The sequence below is a fragment of the Roseivivax marinus genome (genome assembly GCF_900109705.1).
Classification (GTDB): Bacteria; Pseudomonadota; Alphaproteobacteria; order Rhodobacterales; family Rhodobacteraceae; genus Roseivivax; species Roseivivax marinus.
This window is the reverse complement of the sequence record NZ_FOAI01000003.1, coordinates 95,274-114,915: the sequence shown is the minus strand read 5'-3', so window position 1 is coordinate 114,915 and position 19,642 is coordinate 95,274. Positions and strand designations below refer to the sequence as shown.

Genomic DNA, 19,642 nt, shown 5'->3' with positions numbered 1-19,642 from the left:
GCCGATGAAACGGCCCGACCTCGACCCCGAAACCGTGGCCTGGACCCTTGGCGGACTGGCCGTCGCCGGCGCGATCGTCGGCGCGGCTGTGGTCTTTCTCGGTCTCTACAACGTGTCGGCGAAGGTGGGACACTTCCCCGGTGTCGGCTCGGTCCTGCACACGACCTTCCGCAACTCGGTGGACCTGCGAGCCATGTCCGTGGACGACGTGCCCGAGCTGACCGACGAAATGGCCGCGCTCGGCGCCAAGCACTTCGACGCGGCCTGCGCCGACTGCCACTCGGCCCCGGGACGGGGCCGCACCGCGACCATGCGGGCGATGTCCCCCCTGCCGCCGCACATCACGCAGGCCGTGGGCCACTGGAACCCCGCCGAGCTGCACTGGATCGTGCGCGAGGGCGTGAAGATGTCGGGAATGCCGCACTGGCCCGCCGACCGCGACGAGGAGGTCTGGCCGGTCGTCGCCTTCCTGACGCGCGTGCAGGAGGGCATGGACGGCGCGGCCTACACCGAGATGACCGGCATGGAGAAGACCGCGGCGCGGGACTTCGCCTACTGCACCTCGTGTCACGGAGAGCGCGGCGCGACGGACAACCCGCACATTCCGCGCCTCGACATCCTGTCGCGCGCCTACATGACCGAGGCGCTTTCGGCCTATCGCCGCGGCGCGCGCGACAGCGGCATCATGGAGCACGCCGCCACCGAGGTAACGCCCGCCGCGCTGGCCGAGTACGCCGAGCGCTTCGCGGGCTTCGCGCCCGAGGGCGGCAGCGTGAACGGTGCGGACGGCGATCTTGTCGCCCGCGGCCGGGCGCTGTCGCGGGCCGAGGACAGCACCCGCGTGCCGGCTTGCGCCGCCTGCCACGGGCCGTGGCCGGACCAGCTCGACGAGGCCTTCCCGTCGCTCGCGGGCCAGAACCAGTCCTATCTCGGCCAGCAGCTGACTCTCTGGCGCGATGGCCAGCGCGGCGGTGGACGCGTGCGCGAACTGATGCACCTCGCAGCAGAGGAGCTGACCGATGCCGATATCGAGGCGCTGGCGGCCTATTACGCCTCGCTTGCCCCGGCGACGCTGAACGAGACCGCAGAGGCGGAGTGATCGCGACCGACGCGCAGCCCGGCACCTGACAGCGCCCCTCGGCGGCTTGCCGTCACGGCCCCGCCGCACGGTCACCGGGGAACGTGTTCCGCCAAAGCTCGATGAACAAGCGCCGCTTGGCCGCGTCGGTCGTAAGAAGCAGAACCGGGGTGAGCGGGATCGGGCGGATCGATACGTCATCCTCGACACCAAGCCCGTCGATGCGGGGGATCAGGTGGTTGGCGCGCAGGACAGCGCGCCCCTGCCCCGACAACATAAAGTCCACGAGCCGGCCCGCCGCCTCGGGACGTGCGGCGCCCGCGGGGATGAACGCCGCGCGCGACAGCATCAACGTGTAGTCCTCGGGTGCGACAATGGCGATCTCGTCGCTCTCGGCGGCGCGCGCCTCGGCGTAGGAGCCGAGCACGTTGTAGGCGAGGTCCCAGCGCCCCTCGATCACGCCGTCGATCAGTTCGGCCGAGCAGCATGTCGCCACCGCGCCCGAGCGGTCGAAGGCCTCGATCAGGCTGCCGAACGTGGTGGCCTGCAGCGAATCCATGAAGGCAAAGAGGTAACCCAGGCCGCTCTCCTCGATGTCGTAGGTGGCGACGCGCAGGCTCTCGCGCGCGCCGCCGGGCCGCAGCATGTCGATGAGGTCGAAACGCGTGACCGGGGCGTCGGGCACCGCGGCGCGGTTGACGACCATGACGGCCGGCTCCTGCGTGATGCCGAAGACCTCGTCGCGCCAGAGCTGCCCCGCGGGCAGCGTAGCGGTTTCCTCCGAGACATGGGCCTGCGCGCAGCCATCATTGGCAAGCCGCACGACGCTGTCGACCGCGGAGCTGACCAGAAGGTCGGCGGCCTCGGCGCCGCCGGCGCAGGCCTCGGTCGCGCGGGCGAACAGGTCGTTCGATCCCCATTGCTCGTAGCGGATCGCGAGGTCCGGCTCGGTCGCAAGAAACGCGCGCAGGACCGGCAGGAAGATGTCGGCGTCGGTGGTGCCGCGCACGATCAGCGCGGGCGCGTCGGCGGGCCCGATCCGGACCTCGGCCTCGGTCTGCGCGACGGCGGGCGCCGCGACGATAGAGGCGATCAGGGCCAGCACCAATCCCGGGACCAGCGCTCGGTGCTTACGTTCGGGGTCGTGGCGCTGCCCGGAATCCGTGGCGTGGCAGGCTCCTTGCGGTTTCGCCCCGGCGCGACGTGCCGCTGCGACGACACAGACCCAGGTGAAATTTCCTGCCCATCTCATGCCCCGGCCCCCAGCATCGGCATTTCCAGCGTGGCGTGGAACCGCACGCCGTCATGCGAGAACCGGAGCGTGCCCTCGTGCGCTTCGGCGACGGAAGCGACGATGGAAAGGCCAAGTCCCGCGCTCTCGGCCGAGACGCCGCTGCGCCCGGCGAAACGAGACATGGCGTCCACCCACTGGCCTTCGGGGATGCCCGGCCCGGCATCGAGGACCTCGATCCGCGCACGTCCCTCCGCGCCCGAAACCGAGACAGCCACCGGTGCCGTCCCGTAGCGCAGCGCATTGGCCAGCAGGTTCTTCACTGCCTCCCCAAGCGACAGCGCGTCACCCGCCACCCGCACGGCATCCTCGGGCAGGTGCAAGCCCACGCCCGCGCCGCCACCCAGATGATCCACTTCGTCCACCGCCCTCATCGCCACCTCTCGCAGATCGACCGGCGCACGCGGCACGGCGTCGGCCCGGTGGATGATCATCGCGCGGCTCAGCATCTGGTCCGCCAGCCGCCCCAGGTTCAGCGCGCGCTGATGGATGCGGGTGACCATGGCACGCAGCTTCTCGGGGTCGCGTTCCTCGCGCGCGAGTTCGGCATGGGCACGGATCGCAGCGATGGGCGTGCGAAGCTGGTGCGGTGCATCGCCGAGCAGCGCCTGCGTCGCCGAGACCTGCCGCTCGACCCGCGCCATGAAACGGTCGAGCGTGTCCACGAGGACCCCGATCTCGCGCGGGACCTCGACCGGGACGGGCCGCAGATCGTGCGCCTCTCGGGTCGAAAGGTGCCGTGCCAGCCGGTCCAGCGGCGCCAGCGCGCGCCGCACCGCGACCAGCGCGAGACCGGCCATGAAGAGACCCGCGATCCCCGACAGCAGGACAGCCCGGCCGGCGATCTCGCGCGCGAGTTCGGTCCGGGCCTGCGTGGTCTGGCCGACGACCACCGTCACCCGCCCCGTCAGCGCGCGCTCGGCCAGGAGACGGTCGATCCGGACGAAGCGCGCGTCGGCGCCGGTGATCTCGCCATCGTAGATGCCTTGCGTTTCGGCGCGGGGAAGGTCCGGGTATCCTGTCACCAAGGCCCCGTCGGGCGCCGTCACCGCGTAGACGATGCGGTCGTCCGCGGCGAGCGACAGAAGCTCGAACGCCGAAGCGGGGATGTCCACGATCAGCCGCCCGCCGCGCACCGCGACGGCCTCGGCAATCTGCTCGGCCGCGCCGATCAGCAGCCGATCGAAGGAGCGGTCGGCGGCGGTCCGTCCGTAGGCCAACGCGGCGATGGCGATGGCGGTGCCGCCGCCCACGAAGATCGCCGCCAGCGTCAGCGCCAGCCGGGTCGTGATCGACCGGCGGCGGCGCGGGACGGCGGAGGCCTCAGCCATGCTCGGTCATCTGGTAGCCGAGGCCGCGCAGCGTCTTGATCTTCACTCGGCTCGCGTCGAGCTTCTTGCGCAGGCGGGTCATGTGGATCTCGACCGCGTTGAGCGCGACGTCCTCCTCGTCGAACGAGAACATCCGTTCATAGATGCGCTCTTTCGAGACGATCCGTTCGCGGTTGGCCAGCAGCACCTCGAATAGTGTCGTCTCGCGCCGCGTCAGGCCGGCGGGCACACCGTCGATGGTCAGGATACGCCCTGCCGGATCGAACACGAGATCGGCATAAGTGACAGCACCGCCCCTGTCGGAGCCCGTTCGACGGGCCAGTGCCCGCACCCGTGCGTGCAACTCGCGCAGGTCGAACGGCTTCACGAGGTAGTCGTCGGCACCCTCGTCAAGCGCGGCGACCCGGTCCTCGATGCCGCTCTGTGCGGTCAGGATCAGGATCGGCATGGGGTTGTCCGCATCGCGCGCCGCGCGCACCGCGGCGCGGCCGTTGCCGTCCGGCAGAGAGAGGTCGAAGATGCCGACATCGAAGCCCTGCACCGCGATGCAGTCCACCGCCTCGGAGACCGACCGGACGTGATCCACCGCATCGCCCTGCCGCGCAAAGCTCGCGCGGATCGCCTCGGCCACGTCCTCGGCATCTTCCAAGAGCAGCACGCGCATGTGGTGATCCCTCCCCTCCGGTCCGTCCGGATCCCCGGGCGGATGCCGGAGGTTTTGCAGAATGGCAAGATTCGCCGCCCGTCGAAAGCTCCGTGACAGGTTCGCGGGATAGGAGGAGCCATTCCGCGAGCGCATGGCCGCAATGCGGATAAGACACTTCGAGGAGGAGACGAACCATGGCGTCCATCGCACGTCGCACCACCCTTTCGCTTCTGGCCGGCACCGCACTGGTCATCGCGGCGCCCGTCGCGGCCTTCGAGCCCGAGCGCACCGAATGCATCGCCCCGGCGAACCCCGGCGGCGGCTGGGACTTCACCTGCCGCCAGGTCGGCAAGACGCTGCAGGATCTCGACCTGATCCCCGGCACCATGCAGGTCACCAACCTGTCGGGCGGCGGCGGCGGCGTCGCGTTCGCGCAGGTCGTGAACAAGCGCAACGACGACGACAACCTCGTGGTCGCGGCCTCGACCGCCACCGCGACCCGCCTCGCGCAGGGCGCCTACCCCGGCAACTCGATGGACCAGGTCCGCTGGCTCGGCACCATCGGCGCGGATTACGGCGTGATCGCCGTGGCCGCCGACAGCGAGTACGACGACCTTCCGTCGCTGCTGGACGCGATGCAGGAAGACCCGACCTCGATCTCCGTGGGCGGCGGCTCCGCCGTTGGCGGCTGGGACCACCTCAAGGTCCTGATCGCGGCGCAGGAATCCGGCATCGAGGACGTCCGTTCGGTCAAGTACATCGCCTTCCCGGGCGGCGGCGAGGCAGTGACCCAGCTGCTGGCCGGCTCGCTTCAGGCGTTCTCGGGCGACCTGTCGGAAGCCAAGGGCTTCGTCGACTCCGGTGACATCAAGGTGCTGGCGGTTCTCTCGCCCGAGCGTCTCGAAGGCGAATTCTCGGAGTTCCCGACCGCCACCGAGCAGGGCATCGAGGCGATCGGCGCCAACTGGCGCGGCTTCTATGCGCCCGGCGAGATGTCGGACGACGCCTACAACTGGTGGGTCGATCAGCTCGACACGATGTACGACACCGAAGAGTGGAAGGCCGTCATGGAGACCAACGGCCTCGCGCCTCTCGACCTGCACGGCGAGGAGTTCGAAGCCTTCGTGAACGACTCCATCAGCCAGATCGAGACTCTCTCGAAAGAGATCGGCCTCATCAACTGATCCCCCCGGACGATCCGGCCCTGGATCGCCCGCGCGCCCCCGGCCCAAGCGCCGGGGGCGCACATTCCCTTTCCGCGACACATCCCAAGGAGTGCCCGCCATGAGCGACCGCATCTTCGGAGGGATCGGGCTGGTCATCGCGATCTTCTTCGCGTGGCAGGCCACCCTGATCCAGACAAGCTTCATCAGCGACGCCGTCGGCCCCAAGACCTTCCCCATCCTGCTGGCGGTCCTGCTGGGCATCTCGTCCGTCTACTTCCTGCTCAAGCCCGACCCCGAGCCCGACTGGCCGCGCGCCGGCCGCTTCGCCGAGATCGCCTTCGCCGCGCTCGTGCTGCTGGCCTATGGCCAGCTTCTCCCCGAGATCGGTTTCGTCATCGCGACCGCGCTGACCGCCGGCTACCTCGCCTGGCGGCTGGGATCGAAGCCGCTCGAGGCGGTGATCGTGGGCGTCGGAACCTCGCTCGGAATCTTCGTCATCTTCAAGCTCCTGCTCGGCCTTTCGCTGGCCGAGGGGCCGCTGGGCTTCTGAGGAAAGGCTGACCCATGGAACTCCTCGCTAGTCTCGGCGACGGCTTCGCAATCGCCATCTCCTGGCAGAACCTGCTCTACGCACTGCTGGGCTGTCTTCTGGGCACGATCATGGGCGCGCTGCCCGGCCTCGGGCCGTCGAACGGCGTCGCCATCCTGATCCCGCTCGCCTTCACGCTGGGCCTCGACGCCACCGGCGCGCTGATCCTGCTGACCTCGGTCTACTATGGCGCGATGTACGGCGGCCGGATCTCGTCGATCCTGCTGAACATCCCCGGCGACGAGCCGGCCATGATGACCTGTCTCGACGGCTACCCGATGGCCCGCAAGGGACAGGCCGGCGAAGCGCTGGCGTTGTCGGGCATCGCGTCCTTCGTCGGCGCGTTCCTGTCGACCTGCGGTCTCGTTCTGCTGGCACCGCAGCTCGTGAAAGTCGCGCTGCTGTTCGGCCCGGCGGAATACTTCGCCCTCTTCGCGCTGGCCTTCGCCACGCTCGGCGGCATTTCGGCCAAGAACCAGGCCAAGTCGCTGTTCGCCGCGGCGCTCGGCATCATGCTGGCGATGATCGGTGTCGACACCCAGACCGGCGTGCCGCGCTTCACCTTCGGCGAGGTCCACCTCTACGACGGCATCGACTTCCTCGTGGCGATCGTCGGCCTCTTCGCGCTGTCCGAGGTGTTCATCTTCCTCGAGCATCGCGGCACCGAGAAGGACGCGACCACCGGTCCGCGCATGGAAATCGGACGCATCACGCCGACCTGGCCGATGATCCAATCGTGCATTCCGACCATGGGCCGCACCTCGATCCTCGGCTTCATCTCGGGCGTCCTGCCGGGCGCGGGCGCGTCTCTGGGCTCGTTCGTGTCCTACTCGATGGAAAAGAAGCTGGTCGACCGTGACGGCACCTTCGGCACCGGCGACCCGCGCGGCGTCGCGGCGCCCGAGACCGGCAACAACGCGGCGGCAGGCGGCGCACTCGTGCCAATGCTGGCGCTCGGCGTGCCGGGATCGGGAACGACGGCGGTGCTGCTCGCGGTGCTGCTGGCGCTCAATATCACGCCCGGGCCGCTGCTGTTCCAGCAGAACCCCGACGTGGTCTGGGGCCTGATCGCGGCGCTCTTCATCGGTAACTTCATGCTGCTCGCGCTGAACATCCCGATGGTGGGGCTCTTCACCCGCGTGCTGATGGTGCCGCCGCGCATCCTTATGCCGATCGTCGCGATGATCTCCTTCGTCGGCATCTACGGCATCTCGGGATCGAGCTTCGATTTGATGGTCATGCTGATCTTCGGGGTCGCCGGATGGGCGCTGCGCAAGCTCGAGGTGCCCCTCGTGCCCATCATCCTCGGCACTCTTCTTGGCAACGAGATGGAGGTGAATTTCCGCCGTGCCGTCACCATCGCCGACGGCGACTACTCGGTGCTGATCTCCTCGCCGCTGACCATCGTGCTTTGGGCCATCGCCATCATCGGCTTCATCATCCCGATCTTCGTCTCCTCGACGCTGCGCCGGAAGATGAAGAAGGATGAGCGCGACCTGACGGACTGAGCCCGTCCTCTTCCCGGGTCCATCGCCCCCGTCCGGCACGCGCCGGGCGGGGGTTTTCGTTTTCCGTGCTGCGCCGCCCGATCCGGCGGCCGCCACGCGGGTTGACGGGGTGACCGGTCCGGCTATCACGGCGACGTGGAACGGAGCACCGGCATACGCGACGGACACGGAGCGGTGGCCGTCGAATGTGCGCCAGTCCGGGAAACGTGATCGTGTCCGGTCCTGATTGTGGCGCGACCTCAGCAAGAGCGGGAAGGTATGGGTCAATGACGAAAACACTTCTAATCAGCGGGATAGCCGCGATACTTCATGTTTCCACCCTCGTGCTCCCGGCCTCCGCACAGGACGATCTCGGAGCGCGCCTGTCGATCGAGCTGAACCAGACCGAGTCGCGTGACGCCGGGTGCACGCTCTCCTTCCTCGTTCAGAACGGCCACCCCGCGGACGTGACCCGCGCCGTGTTCGAGACCGTGCTCTTCGACGCCGCCGGTCAGGTCGAGCGCCTGACCCTCTTCGACTTCGACACCCTGCCCGCCGGCCGGCCCCGCGTTCGCCAGTTCGTCGTGCCGGATGCCATGTGCGAGGACCTGGGCCGCGTGCTCATCAACGGGGCCGAGACTTGCGAGGCGGAGGGCCTGCCCGCAGATGCTTGCACGCGAGACCTGCGCCTCGACAGCCGTGTCGGGATCGAGGTCATCGGATGAACGTTGCCCTTCAGTCCATTGAAGCCATTGTTGAAATCGGCGGGCCCGTCGTCGCCGTTCTGGTCGCGATCTCGGTCCTGACGCTTGCCGTCGTGCTCTACAAGCTCTGGCAGTTCGCGCGCGCGGGCGTCGGCCGGCATCGCGCCCTGACCAGCGCGGTGGCGGCATGGGACCGTGGCGACCGTGCCGCGGCACGAAGCGAACTTGCATCCTCGCGCAGCTACCTCGCCCCGGTGGTGGACATGAGCCTTTCCGCCGGGCCACGGGACGTCGCCCGCCTCGAAGCGGAGGCCGAGGCACGCTTCGCCCGGCTCGAGCGGGGCTTCCGCTTTCTCGACACGGTGGCGCAGCTTGCGCCGCTACTCGGGCTCTTCGGCACCGTGCTCGGCATGATCGAGGCGTTCCAGGCGTTGCAGGACGCTGGCGCGCGGGTGGATCCCTCCGTCCTCGCCGGGGGCATCTGGGTGGCGCTGACCACCACCGCCGTGGGCCTTCTGGTTGCCATGCCCACTGCCGCCGCCCTGAGCTGGTTCGAAGCGCGCATGGATGCCGAGCGCGTCACCGCAAGCCGCGCGATCCACACCATCCTGTCGCCGCGCGAGGGATCGCCCGCCGCGACTGCGACCGCACACCATGCGTAGACACCGCCTTCGGCGGCGGTTGTCGATGACGTCGTTGATCGACGTGATCTTCCTGCTGCTGCTGTTCTTCATGCTGACCTCGACCTTCACCCGGTTCTCGGAGATCGAGCTGACCACCGCCGCGCGCTCGGCCACGCCCGGCAGCGAGGCGGCGCCGCTGTTCCTGCAACTCGCCGCCGACGAAGTCCGGCTGAACGGCGACACGGTATCGCTGGCGGCGCTGGCCGAGGCGGTGGAGCGCGCGGCTGACGCCCCCGCCGATGCCCCGCCCCGACCGGTGCTCGTGTCATTGCGCGACGGGGTGACGGCGCAGCGGCTGACCGACGTTCTCGTCGCGATCCGCGGCGTTCCCGGCATCGCGCCCACGGTGCTCGGGGCTGCGTCGTGATCCGCCGTGCCACCCGCCCGCGCCGGACCCGCGAGCCGACCATCGCGCTGATCAACATCGTCTTCCTGATGCTGGTCTTCTTCATGGTGGCCGGCACGCTGGCAGACCCGCTGGACGGTGGCCTCTCGCTCGTGCGCACCGCCGAGCTGGAGGGCCGCGCGCCGGGCGATGCGCTGGTGATCCACGCCGACGGGCGGCTGAGTTTCCGGGGGGATACGCTGTCCAGCGCCGCCGACTACGCCGAGCAAATGGCGGCCGAGGACGAGGAAGCCGGGCGGACGCTCCGGGTGGTGCCCGACCGCGACCTGCCCGCCGCCACGCTGGTCACCATCTCGGGCGAATTGCGTGCCGCCGGGGCCGACCGGGTCCTCATCGTGACCGAACGGGGCCTTGAATGAGCGTCGCGGCAACGGACATCCCTTCCGGCGGCATCGGCAAGGCGCTGGCCCTTGCCGGCGCGGTGCTGGTGCACGCGGCGGCCGGCTGGGCCCTTCTCGACCGCGCCCCGGACATCAAGATCGAGGCGGGGCGTGGCGGGGCCGCCGCCCGGCTCGGCACGTTCGCCGACCTCGCGGTGGGCACGCTGAGCGCCGAGAATCCCCGCGAGATCACTCGTGCAGAATCCGCCGGGCAAAACGCGCCCGCCGCGACGGCGCCACGGCCGGAACCGACCGAACCGATCCGCGCCGCGCGGGCGGCGGAGGTCATCGAGGCCGGACGGTCCGAAGCCACGCCCACACGCTCCGAGACCGCGGCCACCCAGGCCCCGGTGCGTGCGGACGGCATGCTCTCCGCCGGGTCGGCAGCGGTCCCGGAGGTTTCGCGATCCGACAAGGCGGAACCGGCCGCCCGGCCCGATCCCGCCGCAGCTCTGACGCCAGAGGCCCCGACCTCCGCTCTTGCCGCCGACAGTCCCGATACCGCCGCCGTGGCCCGCTCGCTCCGGCCCGCCCGGCGCAGCGCCGCGTTCGAGGCGCGGCACAGGCCAGCCCCCGAGCCGGAGCCCGCGCCCCGACGCCAGGCCGAGCCGCAGCGTCAGGCGCGCCCGGAACCGGCCGCGCCCCCGGCCGCCGGCACGGCCGAACGCAACACCCGGCGCGGCGCAACCACGGAAACCCCGAACTCGAACGCCACGCAACAGGGCACGCGCTCTGGACAGGGCCAGCAAGCCGGGAACGCGGCGGCCAGCAACTACCGCGGCGCTGTGATGCGCCGGATCTCGCGGCTCGGACCGTTACGGACGAACCGCTCCGGCACGGCGCAGGTCCGCTTTACCGTCTCCGGGTCCGGCGCGCTCGCGGGGATCGAGATCGCGGCGAGTTCGGGCTCCGGTGCGCTCGACGGCGCGGCGCTCGCACATATCCGGCAGGCGGCACCGTTCCCGCCGCCCCCGGCCGGCGCGCCGCGGACGTTCACCATCAGGCTGGCCGCAAGACGCTGATCGGGCGCCGGCGATTTTTGATCAGATCACCGACTTTCCCCTCGCGGACTGCCCCGAACAGGGCCTAAGGTCGGCCGCGACACGAAGGCGACAGAGGCGACCATGACAGAGGCGACGGGACGGCACATCGCGGTGATCGGTGGCGGCATCATGGGTGTCAGCGCGGCAGAGGCGCTGCTGCGGGATGGCCACAAGGTCACCATGATAGAACCCGGCACGTTCGGCGGCCCGCAGGCGGCGAGCTTCGGCAACGGCGCCTTTCTCAGCCCGGCCTCGAACACCCCGGTCTCGATGCCCGGTCTCTGGGCCAAGGTGCCCGGCTATCTGCGGGATCGCGAAGGCCCGCTGACGATCCGCTGGGCGCACCTGCCCCGTTTGGCCCCGTGGCTTCTGCGCTTCCTCGCCGCTGGCTGGACCGAGGCCCGAGTGACGCGCACCGCCGCCGCGCTCGGCGCGCTTCTCGACGATGCGGCCGGGCGCCACTCCGCTCTTGCCGCGCGAGTCGGTGCGCCGGACCTGATCCGTCGCGAGGGACTGATCTACCTGTATCGCGACCGCGCCGCCTACGAGGCCGAGGCGCTGGCCTGGGGCCTGCGCCGGGACGCGGGCGTTCGCGCCGACCTGCTCGAGGGCGAAGCGCTGGCAGCGCGGGTGCCGGGACTGTCCCCGGACTATCGTTTCGGGGTGCTGCTGCACGACGGCGGCCATTGCACCGAGCCCGGCGCCTACGTCGCCGCCATCGCCGACTGGTGTCTGGCGCAGGGCATGAGCCACGTCGGCGCGCGGGCGATTGGCCTTCGGACCGAGGGCGGACATGTGCGCGCGGTCCGGACCGAGACGGATGACATTCCCTGCGACGGCGCCGTTGTCACGGCCGGCGTCCATTCCGGCGCCCTCGTCCGCGCCTGCGGCGACCGGGTCCCGATGGAGGCCGAACGCGGCTACCACATCGAGCTGACCGAAGGCGCGCCGGATCTGCAGACCCCGGTCATGCCGCAGGACCTCAAGGTCGCGATCACGCGCACGCGCACCGGCCTGCGCGTCGCGGGCCAGGTGGAGCTGGCCTCGACCTCGACCGCCCCGGACTGGCGCCGCGCCGACCTCCTGCGCCGCGCGCTGCTGGAGTGCTTTCCCGGCCTCGGCACCGATCCGGATGCTCTCACGGTCACGCGCTGGCAGGGCAATAGGCCCTCGCCCGCGGACGGCGTGCCTGTCATCGGCCCGGCCCGCGTCGGCGGCGTCACCTATGCCTTCGGGCACGGGCATTTCGGCCTCGTCGCCGCGCCGATGACCGCGGCGCTGGTGGCCGACATGGTGGCCGGCCGTGCACCCGCGATAGACGCCTCGCCCTTCTCGGTCGCGCGGTTCCGCCGAAGCGGACGGACCCGCCGGTCACCCGCGCACCACGCGCGCGCCACCGCGACCGCCCACGGCGGCTGAGCCGCGTCCCGGCCTCCCCTCGGGAGCGCTGGCAAGTCGCCTCGGAAGCGGGCACCATGCGGCCAAAGTCGCACGCGGCATGTGGCACGGCATTTCCTTCGTCGACCGCCTCTGGCAGCGTCGGCGCACATTCCAAGAGGCCGCGCGCCCCGCCCCGGGGCCGAACGGTCCGATACTGAAGACGACCAACGGAGAGGACGATCCATGAAACTAGCCACGACATCGCTGACGGCCCTGACGCTGGCCCTGGCCGGCGCCGCGAGCGCGCAATCCTGGGACATGCCGGTGGCCTACCCGGCCTCGAACTACCACACCGAGAACGCGCAGGCCTTTGCCGACGCGGTGTCCGAGTGCACCAGCGGCGAGCTCGAGATCACGATCCACGCGGGCGGTTCGCTCTTCAAGGGCGACGAGATCAAGCGCGCGGTTCAACTGGGCGAGGCCCAGATCGGCGAGCGCCTGCTGTCGGCCCACGCCAACGAAAACCAGATCTTCGCCTACGATTCCGTGCCTTTCCTCGCGACCTCGTTCGAGGCCTCCGAAGAGCTGCGCGCGGCCGCCGAGCCGGTCCTGACCGACGTGCTGGGCGACCAGAACCTGCGCCTGCTCTACTCGGTGCCGTGGCCGCCGCAGGGCCTCTACTTCTCGCAGCCGGTCAGCTCGCCCGAGGAGATGGAGGGCAAAAAGTTCCGCGCCTACAACGCGATCACCGCGCGTGTGGCCGAGCTCGCGGGCATGGTGCCCACGCAGATCGAGGCCGCCGACCTCAAGCAGGCGCTGGCCACCGGGGTCGTGACCTCGATGATCTCGTCGGGTTCGACCGGCGTCGATGAAAGCGTCTGGGAAGACATGACCAACTTCTACGACGTGCAGGCCTGGCTTCCGCGCAACACGGTCTTCGTGAACTCGGAGGCCTTCGACAGCCTGTCCGAAGAGGCGCAGACCTGCGTGACCGACGCCGCCGCCGAGGCCCAGACCCGCGGCAGCGAGACTGCCGCCGAACTCGCCGGCGGCTTCGTGGACACGCTGGCCGAAAATGGCATGGACGTGAATCCTCCGAACGAGGCGATCAGCGCCAAGCTGCAGGAGATCGGCGAGACCATGACCTCGGAATGGCTGGAGCAGACCGGCGAACAGGGTCAGATCATCGTCGACGCCTACCAGTCCGAGTGAGCCACCGGGCCGCGGGCCGTGCAATGGAGCGCGGGTCGCGGCCTCCGGCATCTCCGGGGGACGGTTTCGCAAACGTCCCCCGCGCCAGGTCTGTCCCGGCCCCTCTCTCCTCCGCGCCCCGCGCCCCATCACCGAGGCCCGCGCCACCATGCATCCCACCTCTCCCCAGCCCGCGCCCCGAGGCGGCGCCGCCGGCGGCGCCTTGCGCCGCGCGATGACCGGTCTCTACGCCATCTCCGGCTACGGCGCGTCGCTCGCGCTCGTCGCGATCCTGTGCCTCGTGGTGGCGCAGATGGTCACGCGCTGGATGGGAATCCTGCTGCCCGGCGGCGCGAACTACGCGGGTTACGCCATGGCCACGGCATCCTTCCTCGCCATGGCCGACACGTTCCGCCGCAACGAGCACATCCGCGTGGGAATGGTCGTGGAGCGCAGCGGCAATGTCCGCCGGGGCGTCGAGATCTGGTGCTACACCATCGCCGCCGCCGTGGCGCTATTCTTCGCGTGGTACGCGGTGCAGACGCCGATCCTGAGCCACCGGATCAACGATGTCTCGCAGGGACAGGACGGCACGCCCCTGTGGATCCCGCAGATCTCGATGGCCGTGGGCGCGGTGCTGCTGGCGATCGCCGTGCTCGATCACCTTGCCGGCATCCTCTTCACCGACAACCTCGGCGTCGACGCGCCGGCGCGCCCGCCCCTGCGCGACCTCCTGTCCTCGGTGCGCGCGCGGCTCGTTCTGTTCGCGGCTTGTGCCCTGATCGCCTACGCCGCAATCCGCGCGATGACGGGCTTCGACAACGACGCGGTGGGCCTCAAGATCGGCGTCTTCCTGTTCGTGTTGTTCTTCCTGCTGGGATCGGGCCTGTGGGTCGGGCTGGCGCTGATGGGCGTGGCCTATATCGGCATGATCGGCTTCACCCCGCGCAATCCCGGCACCTCCATGAGCATCACGGTCTGGACTTCGGCCTCGAGCTGGACCCTGACCTCGCTGCCGCTGTTCATCTGGATGGGTGAAATCCTCTATCGCACGCGCCTGTCCGAAGACATGTTCAGGGGCCTCGCGCCATGGCTCTCGCGCTTCCCGGGCGGGCTTCTGCATTCGAACGTGGTAGGCTGCACCGTCTTTGCCGCCGTGTCGGGCTCGTCGGCGGCGACGCTGACCACGGTGGGCAAGATGTCGATCCCCGAGCTGCGCAAGCGCGGCTACCCGGAGTTCATGATCATCGGCACCCTCGCCGGCGCCGCGACGCTCGGCCTGATGATTCCGCCGTCTCTTACGCTGATCGTCTACGGCGTCACGGTGAAGGAGAGCATCACCGCACTCTTCATGGCGGGCGTGATCCCGGGCATGGTGCTGGCGGCGATGTTCATGGGCTACATCGCGCTCTGGTCCTACGTGTTCCGCCGCGACAAGTACGCCGAGGAGCCGAAGATCTCGTTCATCGACAAGCTGCGCTCGTCGACATTGCTGATCCCGGTGATCCTCCTGATCCTCGTGGTGATCGGCTCCATGTACGCGGGCATCGCCACCGCGACCGAGGCGGCGGCCTTCGGCGTGATCGGCGCGCTGATCCTTGCAACGGTGCAGGGGTCGCTCACATGGGAGGCTTTCCTGCAAAGCCTCTTCGGCGCGACCCGCACCTCGGCGATGATCGCCTTGATCCTCATGGGTGCCGCGTTCCTGACGCTGGCGATGGGCTTCACCGGGGTCCCGCGCGCGCTGGCGGGCATGATCGCCGCGATGGAGCTGTCGCCCGTCGCCCTGATCGCCGCGCTGACCGTCTTCTACATCATCATCGGCATGTTCCTTGACGGCATCTCGGCGGTGGTGCTGACCATGGCGATCATCGAGCCGATGGTCCGCGCGGCGGGCATCGACCTGATCTGGTTCGGCATCTTCGTCGTGGTCGTGGTCGAGATGGCGCAGATCACGCCGCCGGTGGGCTTCAACCTCTTCGTGCTGCAGGGCATGACCAAGCACGACATGAGCTACATCGCCAAGACCGCCGCGCCGATGTTCCTGATCATGGTGCTGATGGTCGCGATACTCGTGGTCTTCCCCGGCCTCGCCACGTGGCTGCCCGAGACGGTGGCCGCATCGCGATGACCGCGCTGACCTGGCTCGGCCGGCACGCCTCGGCGCTGCTCCTCCTCGGGCTGGTGACGGTGCCGTTCGTGCCGGTCTCGCCCGAGCGGCTGAAGCCGCTGCTGCCTGTTCTCGTCTCGCTGGTCACGGCGCTGGCCATTGCAAGGCAGCCCCTGGGACGCGACGATCTCGCGCGGCTCTTTCCGCCGCTCGGGACGGCCCGGCTAGTGGGGTGGCTGATCGTCTCGCAACTCGGCTTCTCGGCGGTGGCGGTTCTGATCTCGCACCTGCTGGGAATCGCGCCGTGGCTCGCGTTCCTGCCAGTCGCTTTCTTTTCGACAGCGCCGCTGGGATCGGCCCCGAACGTGGCGGCGATGGTACGCTGCGACGTGAGGCTGGCGTTGCGCCTGACGCTGCTGGGAGTGGTGCTGGCGCCGGTTCTCATGCCGCTCGCGCTGTCGTTCACCGGCGCGACGCTCGACGCGACCCCTTGGGAAATGGCCCGGCGGGTTCTGGCGATGCTCGCCGCGGGGATCGCGGGCGGCATCGCGATCCAGAGGACTGCCGGCCTCGACCGGATCGAGCGCAACACGGACGTTCTGAACGGGCTCTCGGCGCTGGCGATGATCGGCTTTCTGTTTCCACTGCTGTCGGGCACGGGCGCGGCCATCGCCGCGGACCCGGTGCTGGCCGCGGGGCTGTTCACGCTGGCCTGCGCGCTGAACTTCGGCGGACACCTGGTGATCCGCGCCGCCGCGCGGCATGTCGTCCCGCCCGAGACCGCGGCCGCGGCGGGACTGGTCTTTGGCAACCGCAACATGTCGATCGTCCTGGCCGCCCTGCCCTTCGACCCCGTCCTGACCCTGTTCGTGGCGCTCGCGCAGGTGCCGATCTACGCGACGCCCTACCTCTTCACGCCGCCCGACCGGAGGGATCCCGCGCCCGCATGTCCCGCTTCATCGGAATCCTGAGCCTCGACACCGCGTTTCCCCGCATCGCGGGCGACGCCGGCAACCCCGAGAGCTACCATCTGCCTGCGCGGGTATCTGTCGTCGCAGGCGCCGGCAGCACCGAGATCGTGCGCGACGGAAGGCCCGATCCGGAGCTCGTGTCGGCCTTCCGGGCCGCAGCGGAGACGTTCGTGGCGGAAGGGGCGTGCCTCGTCACATCGACCTGCGGGTTTCTCGTGACGGTGCAGGCGGACGTGGCGCGCGATCTCGGCGTTCCCGTGCTGCTTTCAGGCCTCAGCCTCGTGCCGCTGGCGCGCGCGGCGACCGGCGGGGCGCCGGTGGGCGTGCTGACCGCTTCGGCGGCGGCGCTCGGTCCCGGTGCGATCCGTGCCGCAGGAGCCGAGCCCGAGGACGTACGGATAGCGGGGCTGGACGGCGATGCGCTTTTCGCTTCGGTGTTCCTCGCCGCACGGGCGGCGCAGCGGGACAGCTTCGATCGATCTGAAGTCGAAGGCCGCGTTGCCGCCGCCGCCGAGGCGCTGGTGACCCGCGCGCCCGAGATCGGGTCGATCGTGCTGGAATGCGGAAACCTGCCGCCCTACGCCGAAGCCGTACGCCGCGTAACGGGCCGCCCGGTCCTCAGCATCCTCGACGGTGCGAGACTGCTGGCGCCTGCCTGAACCTCGCAAATCCTCCGACAGATGACCGGCCGCACGTCCGACAGGAGTGGCGGCGCCCCGGTCCTCGGCCGCCGCTTTCTAGCTCCGGCACGACGCGAGAGCCCACACCGATGCTGCCAAACCGAAAACGCGCCGGACCTCGGGGCCCGGCGCGCTCGTAGCGTTCAGATGTCGTGGCGGCTTACTGCTGCCAGGACTGCACCAGCTCGTCGTACGAGATGGTCTGCGGCTCTTCGTCCTCGTTCTCGAGGGCAGGCTTCGGCGCGCCCGGCTGCTCGAGCCAGTACTCCGGGTCCTGCTCTTCGTTCAGGACCGGGCCGAGATCGCCTTGCACGCCAGCCCGCTCGAGGCGCGACATGACGTCTTCCATGTCGGCGCAGAGCTGATCGAGGGCTCCCTTCGCGTCCTTCGCACCCGACATGGCGTCACCGATGTTCTGCCACCACAGCTGCGCGAGCTTCGGGTAGTCGGGAACGTTGGTGCCGGTGGGCGACCACTGGGTGCGCGCGGGCGAGCGGTAGAACTCGACGAGGCCGCCGAGCTTGTCCGCACGCTCGGTGAAGTGGTCCGAGTTGATGGTGGAGTCGCGGATGAAGGTCAGACCCACGTCGGACTTCTTCACGTCCACGGTCTTGGAGGTCACGAACTGCGCGTAGAGCCATGCGGCCTTGGCGCGGTCGGTCGGGGTGGAGTCGAGGATGGTCCACGAGCCCACGTCCTGGTAGCCGACCTTCATGCCCTCTTCCCAGTAGACGCCGTGCGGCGAGGGTGCGAGGCGCCACTTGGGCGTGCCGTCCTCGTTCATCACCTCGGGGCTGTCGACCAGCGGCGCGACGAACGTGGTGTACATGAACATCTGCTGGGCGATGTTGCCCTGACCCGGAACCGGACCGGCCTCGGAGAAGGTCATGCCCATGGCGGACGGCGGCGAGTAGTTCTGCAGCCACTGGATCGCCTTGTCGACGGCGTAGACCGCTGCCGGCGAGTTGGTCGCCCCACCGCGATCGACGCAGGCGCCGACGGGCTGGCTGTTCTCGTTGACGCGGATGCCCCACTCGTCCACCGGCAGGCCGTTCGGCTCGCCCTTGTCGCCCATGCCGGCCATGGACATCCACGCGTCGGTATAGCGCCAGCCGAGCGAGGGGTCCTTCTTGCCGTAGTCCATGTTGCCGAAGATTTCCTGATCCACGCCCATGTGGCTCAGGTCGCGACCGGTGAAGAATTCGGCGATGTCCTCGTAGGCCGCCCAGTTGACCGGAACGCCCAGCTCGTAGCCGTATTCTTCCTGGAAGTCGGTCTGGTTCTTCTCGTCGTTGAACCAGTCGTAGCGGAACCAGTAGAGGTTGGCGAACTGCTGATCGGGCAGCTGGTAGAGGTTGCCATCAGGCCCGGTGGTGAACTGGGTGCCGATGAAGTCCTCGAGATCGAGGGTCGGCGATGTGACGTCGGCGCCCTCGCCTTCCATCCATTCGGTCAGGTTCCGCGCCTGGCCATAGCGCCAGTGGGTGCCGATCAGGTCGGAGTCGTTGACGAAGGCGTCATAGACGTTCTGCCCCGACTGCATCTGGACCTGCAGACGCTCGACCACGTCGCCCTCGCCGATCAGGTCGTGGTTGACCGTGATGCCGGTGATCGCGCTGAACGCGGGGGCCAGAACCTGGCTTTCGTATTCGTGCGTGGTGATCGTTTCCGAGACCACGTTGATCTCCATGCCCTGCATGTCCTGCGCGGCATCGATGAACCACTGCATCTCGGCTTCCTGCTCCTCGCGGGTCAGGGTCGAGACGTCGCCGATTTCCTCGTCAAGGAAGCTCTGCGCGGCCTCCATGTCGGCGATCGCCGGGCCGCAGAGCAGCCCCAGCGCCACCGCCATGGCGGTGGTGGATTTCAAGGTCACGTTCATAAGTATCCTCCCTGGTTCTGAACGTTCGAAGTTGGCCGTCACACGAAGCGGAAGACCGCCGCCGCGAGGACGAGACACGCGATCAGCGCGTAGGGCTGCGGGGCGATCCCGAAGCCCAGCCACGCGAGATTGAGAAACGCCGAGCCGAGCAGCGTGATGAAGAGCCGGTCGCCGCGCGTCGTCTCGATCCCGAGAACGCCGCGGCGCGGGGTCTCGGGGAACTTCACGGCGAGAACGGTGAAGGTGACGAGCAGCGCGGCGATGACCGCGAAGAAGGCCGCCGTGGGCCATGTCCAAGCCATCCAGGCCATGTCAGATTTCCGTGCGCGCAAAATACGGCGGGGTTTGTCCATCACTTTCGCCAAGAACCCAGCGCGACATTACCCGAGCGAAAAGAGGCTGCTTTTCTATGCCTTCGGCACCAGGCAAGCGTTGGGCAAACGCGTTAGAAAGCGCAGGGCCATACCTGCCATTCTCGGAGATCGTTTCCCATTCGTCTTTGGTGAATAGGTCGGCGATGTTGAATTCCCGATCTGAGCCGTCAGCAGTACGTTCGTCCACCCGATGCTGTATGAGCTCTCTCCATTCCACGATCTTCTCGTCGGATATCGACATAACTCGTCC

The 19,642-nt window shown here is 69.1% G+C and carries 20 protein-coding genes and 1 pseudogene; 15 read left to right on the top strand and 6 right to left on the bottom strand.

Annotated elements, in window-relative coordinates; genetic code table 11:
* The first annotated feature begins 4 nt into the window (after positions 1–4).
* Positions 5–1,099 carry a c-type cytochrome gene (locus BMX29_RS04975; RefSeq protein ID WP_092810909.1) on the top strand — a complete coding sequence of 365 codons (1,095 nt, stop codon included), beginning with the start codon at positions 5–7 and terminating at the stop codon, positions 1,097–1,099.
* Between the two features lie 52 nt (positions 1,100–1,151).
* On the opposite strand, the gene BMX29_RS04970 is transcribed toward BMX29_RS04975, so the two are convergent.
* Genes BMX29_RS04970 through BMX29_RS04960 form a run of 3 tightly spaced genes read right to left on the bottom strand, consistent with a single transcriptional unit; the run spans position 1,152 to position 4,364 of the window.
* The gene (locus tag BMX29_RS04970; RefSeq protein WP_092810907.1) at positions 1,152–2,330 is read right to left on the bottom strand and encodes an ABC transporter substrate-binding protein; all 1,179 of its coding nucleotides are present in this window, start codon (positions 2,328–2,330) and stop codon (positions 1,152–1,154) included.
* Positions 2,327–3,700 (bottom strand): sensor histidine kinase, encoded by a 1,374-nt coding sequence (locus BMX29_RS04965; RefSeq protein ID WP_092810905.1) that lies wholly within the window; start codon positions 3,698–3,700, stop codon positions 2,327–2,329. The genes BMX29_RS04970 and BMX29_RS04965 overlap by 4 nt, the downstream gene beginning before the upstream one ends.
* Entirely contained in the window at positions 3,693–4,364 is a 672-nt protein-coding gene (locus tag BMX29_RS04960; RefSeq protein WP_092810903.1) for a response regulator transcription factor, read from the bottom strand. Before BMX29_RS04960 ends, BMX29_RS04965 begins: the two co-directional genes overlap by 8 nt.
* Positions 4,365–4,540: 176 nt before the next feature.
* Between BMX29_RS04960 and BMX29_RS04955 the strand changes: the two genes are divergently transcribed.
* From BMX29_RS04955 to BMX29_RS04895, 14 genes and pseudogenes are all read left to right on the top strand, one after another.
* Positions 4,541–5,530, top strand: coding sequence for a Bug family tripartite tricarboxylate transporter substrate binding protein (locus BMX29_RS04955; RefSeq protein WP_051487598.1), 990 nt, complete (start codon positions 4,541–4,543; stop codon positions 5,528–5,530).
* 100 nt (positions 5,531–5,630) lie between these two features.
* A complete protein-coding gene (locus tag BMX29_RS04950; RefSeq protein WP_043843711.1) occupies positions 5,631–6,062 on the top strand; it encodes a tripartite tricarboxylate transporter TctB family protein in 432 nt (143 codons plus the stop codon).
* A gap of 14 nt (positions 6,063–6,076) precedes the next feature.
* Positions 6,077–7,609 carry a tripartite tricarboxylate transporter permease gene (locus BMX29_RS04945; RefSeq protein ID WP_092810901.1) on the top strand — a complete coding sequence of 511 codons (1,533 nt, stop codon included), beginning with the start codon at positions 6,077–6,079 and terminating at the stop codon, positions 7,607–7,609.
* A 266-nt stretch (positions 7,610–7,875) separates the two neighbouring features.
* Positions 7,876–8,313 carry a hypothetical protein gene (locus BMX29_RS04940; RefSeq protein ID WP_092810899.1) on the top strand — a complete coding sequence of 146 codons (438 nt, stop codon included), beginning with the start codon at positions 7,876–7,878 and terminating at the stop codon, positions 8,311–8,313.
* Entirely contained in the window at positions 8,310–8,954 is a 645-nt protein-coding gene (locus BMX29_RS04935; protein ID WP_092810897.1) for a MotA/TolQ/ExbB proton channel family protein, read from the top strand. Before BMX29_RS04940 ends, BMX29_RS04935 begins: the two co-directional genes overlap by 4 nt.
* Positions 8,947–9,342 (top strand): biopolymer transporter ExbD, encoded by a 396-nt coding sequence (locus BMX29_RS04930; protein WP_092810895.1) that lies wholly within the window; start codon positions 8,947–8,949, stop codon positions 9,340–9,342. Before BMX29_RS04935 ends, BMX29_RS04930 begins: the two co-directional genes overlap by 8 nt.
* A complete protein-coding gene (locus tag BMX29_RS04925) occupies positions 9,342–9,740 on the top strand; it encodes an ExbD/TolR family protein (RefSeq protein WP_092811284.1) in 399 nt (132 codons plus the stop codon). Before BMX29_RS04930 ends, BMX29_RS04925 begins: the two co-directional genes overlap by 1 nt.
* Positions 9,737–10,783 carry a TonB family protein gene (locus BMX29_RS04920; protein WP_092810893.1) on the top strand — a complete coding sequence of 349 codons (1,047 nt, stop codon included), beginning with the start codon at positions 9,737–9,739 and terminating at the stop codon, positions 10,781–10,783. The genes BMX29_RS04925 and BMX29_RS04920 overlap by 4 nt, the downstream gene beginning before the upstream one ends.
* Positions 10,784–10,885: 102 nt before the next feature.
* On the top strand, positions 10,886–12,223 hold the full coding sequence (locus tag BMX29_RS04915) for an NAD(P)/FAD-dependent oxidoreductase (RefSeq protein ID WP_092810891.1): 1,338 nt from the start codon (positions 10,886–10,888) through the stop codon (positions 12,221–12,223).
* A gap of 204 nt (positions 12,224–12,427) precedes the next feature.
* Entirely contained in the window at positions 12,428–13,396 is a 969-nt protein-coding gene (locus BMX29_RS04910) for a TRAP transporter substrate-binding protein (protein WP_092810889.1), read from the top strand.
* Positions 13,397–13,544: 148 nt separating this feature from the next.
* Positions 13,545–14,036, top strand: a pseudogene (locus BMX29_RS19545) (TRAP transporter small permease); the annotation flags it as partial.
* A gap of 144 nt (positions 14,037–14,180) precedes the next feature.
* Positions 14,181–15,506: a TRAP transporter large permease gene (locus tag BMX29_RS04905; protein ID WP_043843975.1), complete on the top strand. Its 1,326-nt coding sequence runs from the start codon at positions 14,181–14,183 to the stop codon at positions 15,504–15,506.
* The gene (locus tag BMX29_RS04900) at positions 15,503–16,456 is read left to right on the top strand and encodes a hypothetical protein (RefSeq protein WP_092810885.1); all 954 of its coding nucleotides are present in this window, start codon (positions 15,503–15,505) and stop codon (positions 16,454–16,456) included. The genes BMX29_RS04905 and BMX29_RS04900 overlap by 4 nt, the downstream gene beginning before the upstream one ends.
* Entirely contained in the window at positions 16,432–17,115 is a 684-nt protein-coding gene (locus tag BMX29_RS04895; protein ID WP_092810883.1) for an aspartate/glutamate racemase family protein, read from the top strand. Before BMX29_RS04900 ends, BMX29_RS04895 begins: the two co-directional genes overlap by 25 nt.
* A 181-nt stretch (positions 17,116–17,296) precedes the next feature.
* Here BMX29_RS04895 and BMX29_RS04890 read toward each other — a convergent pair whose 3' ends face one another.
* From BMX29_RS04890 to BMX29_RS04880, 3 genes are read right to left on the bottom strand one after another with little or no spacing between them, the layout of a single operon-like run.
* Positions 17,297–19,018 (bottom strand): ABC transporter substrate-binding protein, encoded by a 1,722-nt coding sequence (locus tag BMX29_RS04890; RefSeq protein WP_175471131.1) that lies wholly within the window; start codon positions 19,016–19,018, stop codon positions 17,297–17,299.
* Between the two features lie 38 nt (positions 19,019–19,056).
* Positions 19,057–19,329 (bottom strand): DUF2160 domain-containing protein, encoded by a 273-nt coding sequence (locus tag BMX29_RS04885; protein WP_043843696.1) that lies wholly within the window; start codon positions 19,327–19,329, stop codon positions 19,057–19,059.
* A gap of 1 nt (position 19,330) precedes the next feature.
* On the bottom strand, positions 19,331–19,633 hold the full coding sequence (locus tag BMX29_RS04880) for a hypothetical protein (protein WP_092810881.1): 303 nt from the start codon (positions 19,631–19,633) through the stop codon (positions 19,331–19,333).
* Positions 19,634–19,642 lie beyond the last annotated feature (9 nt).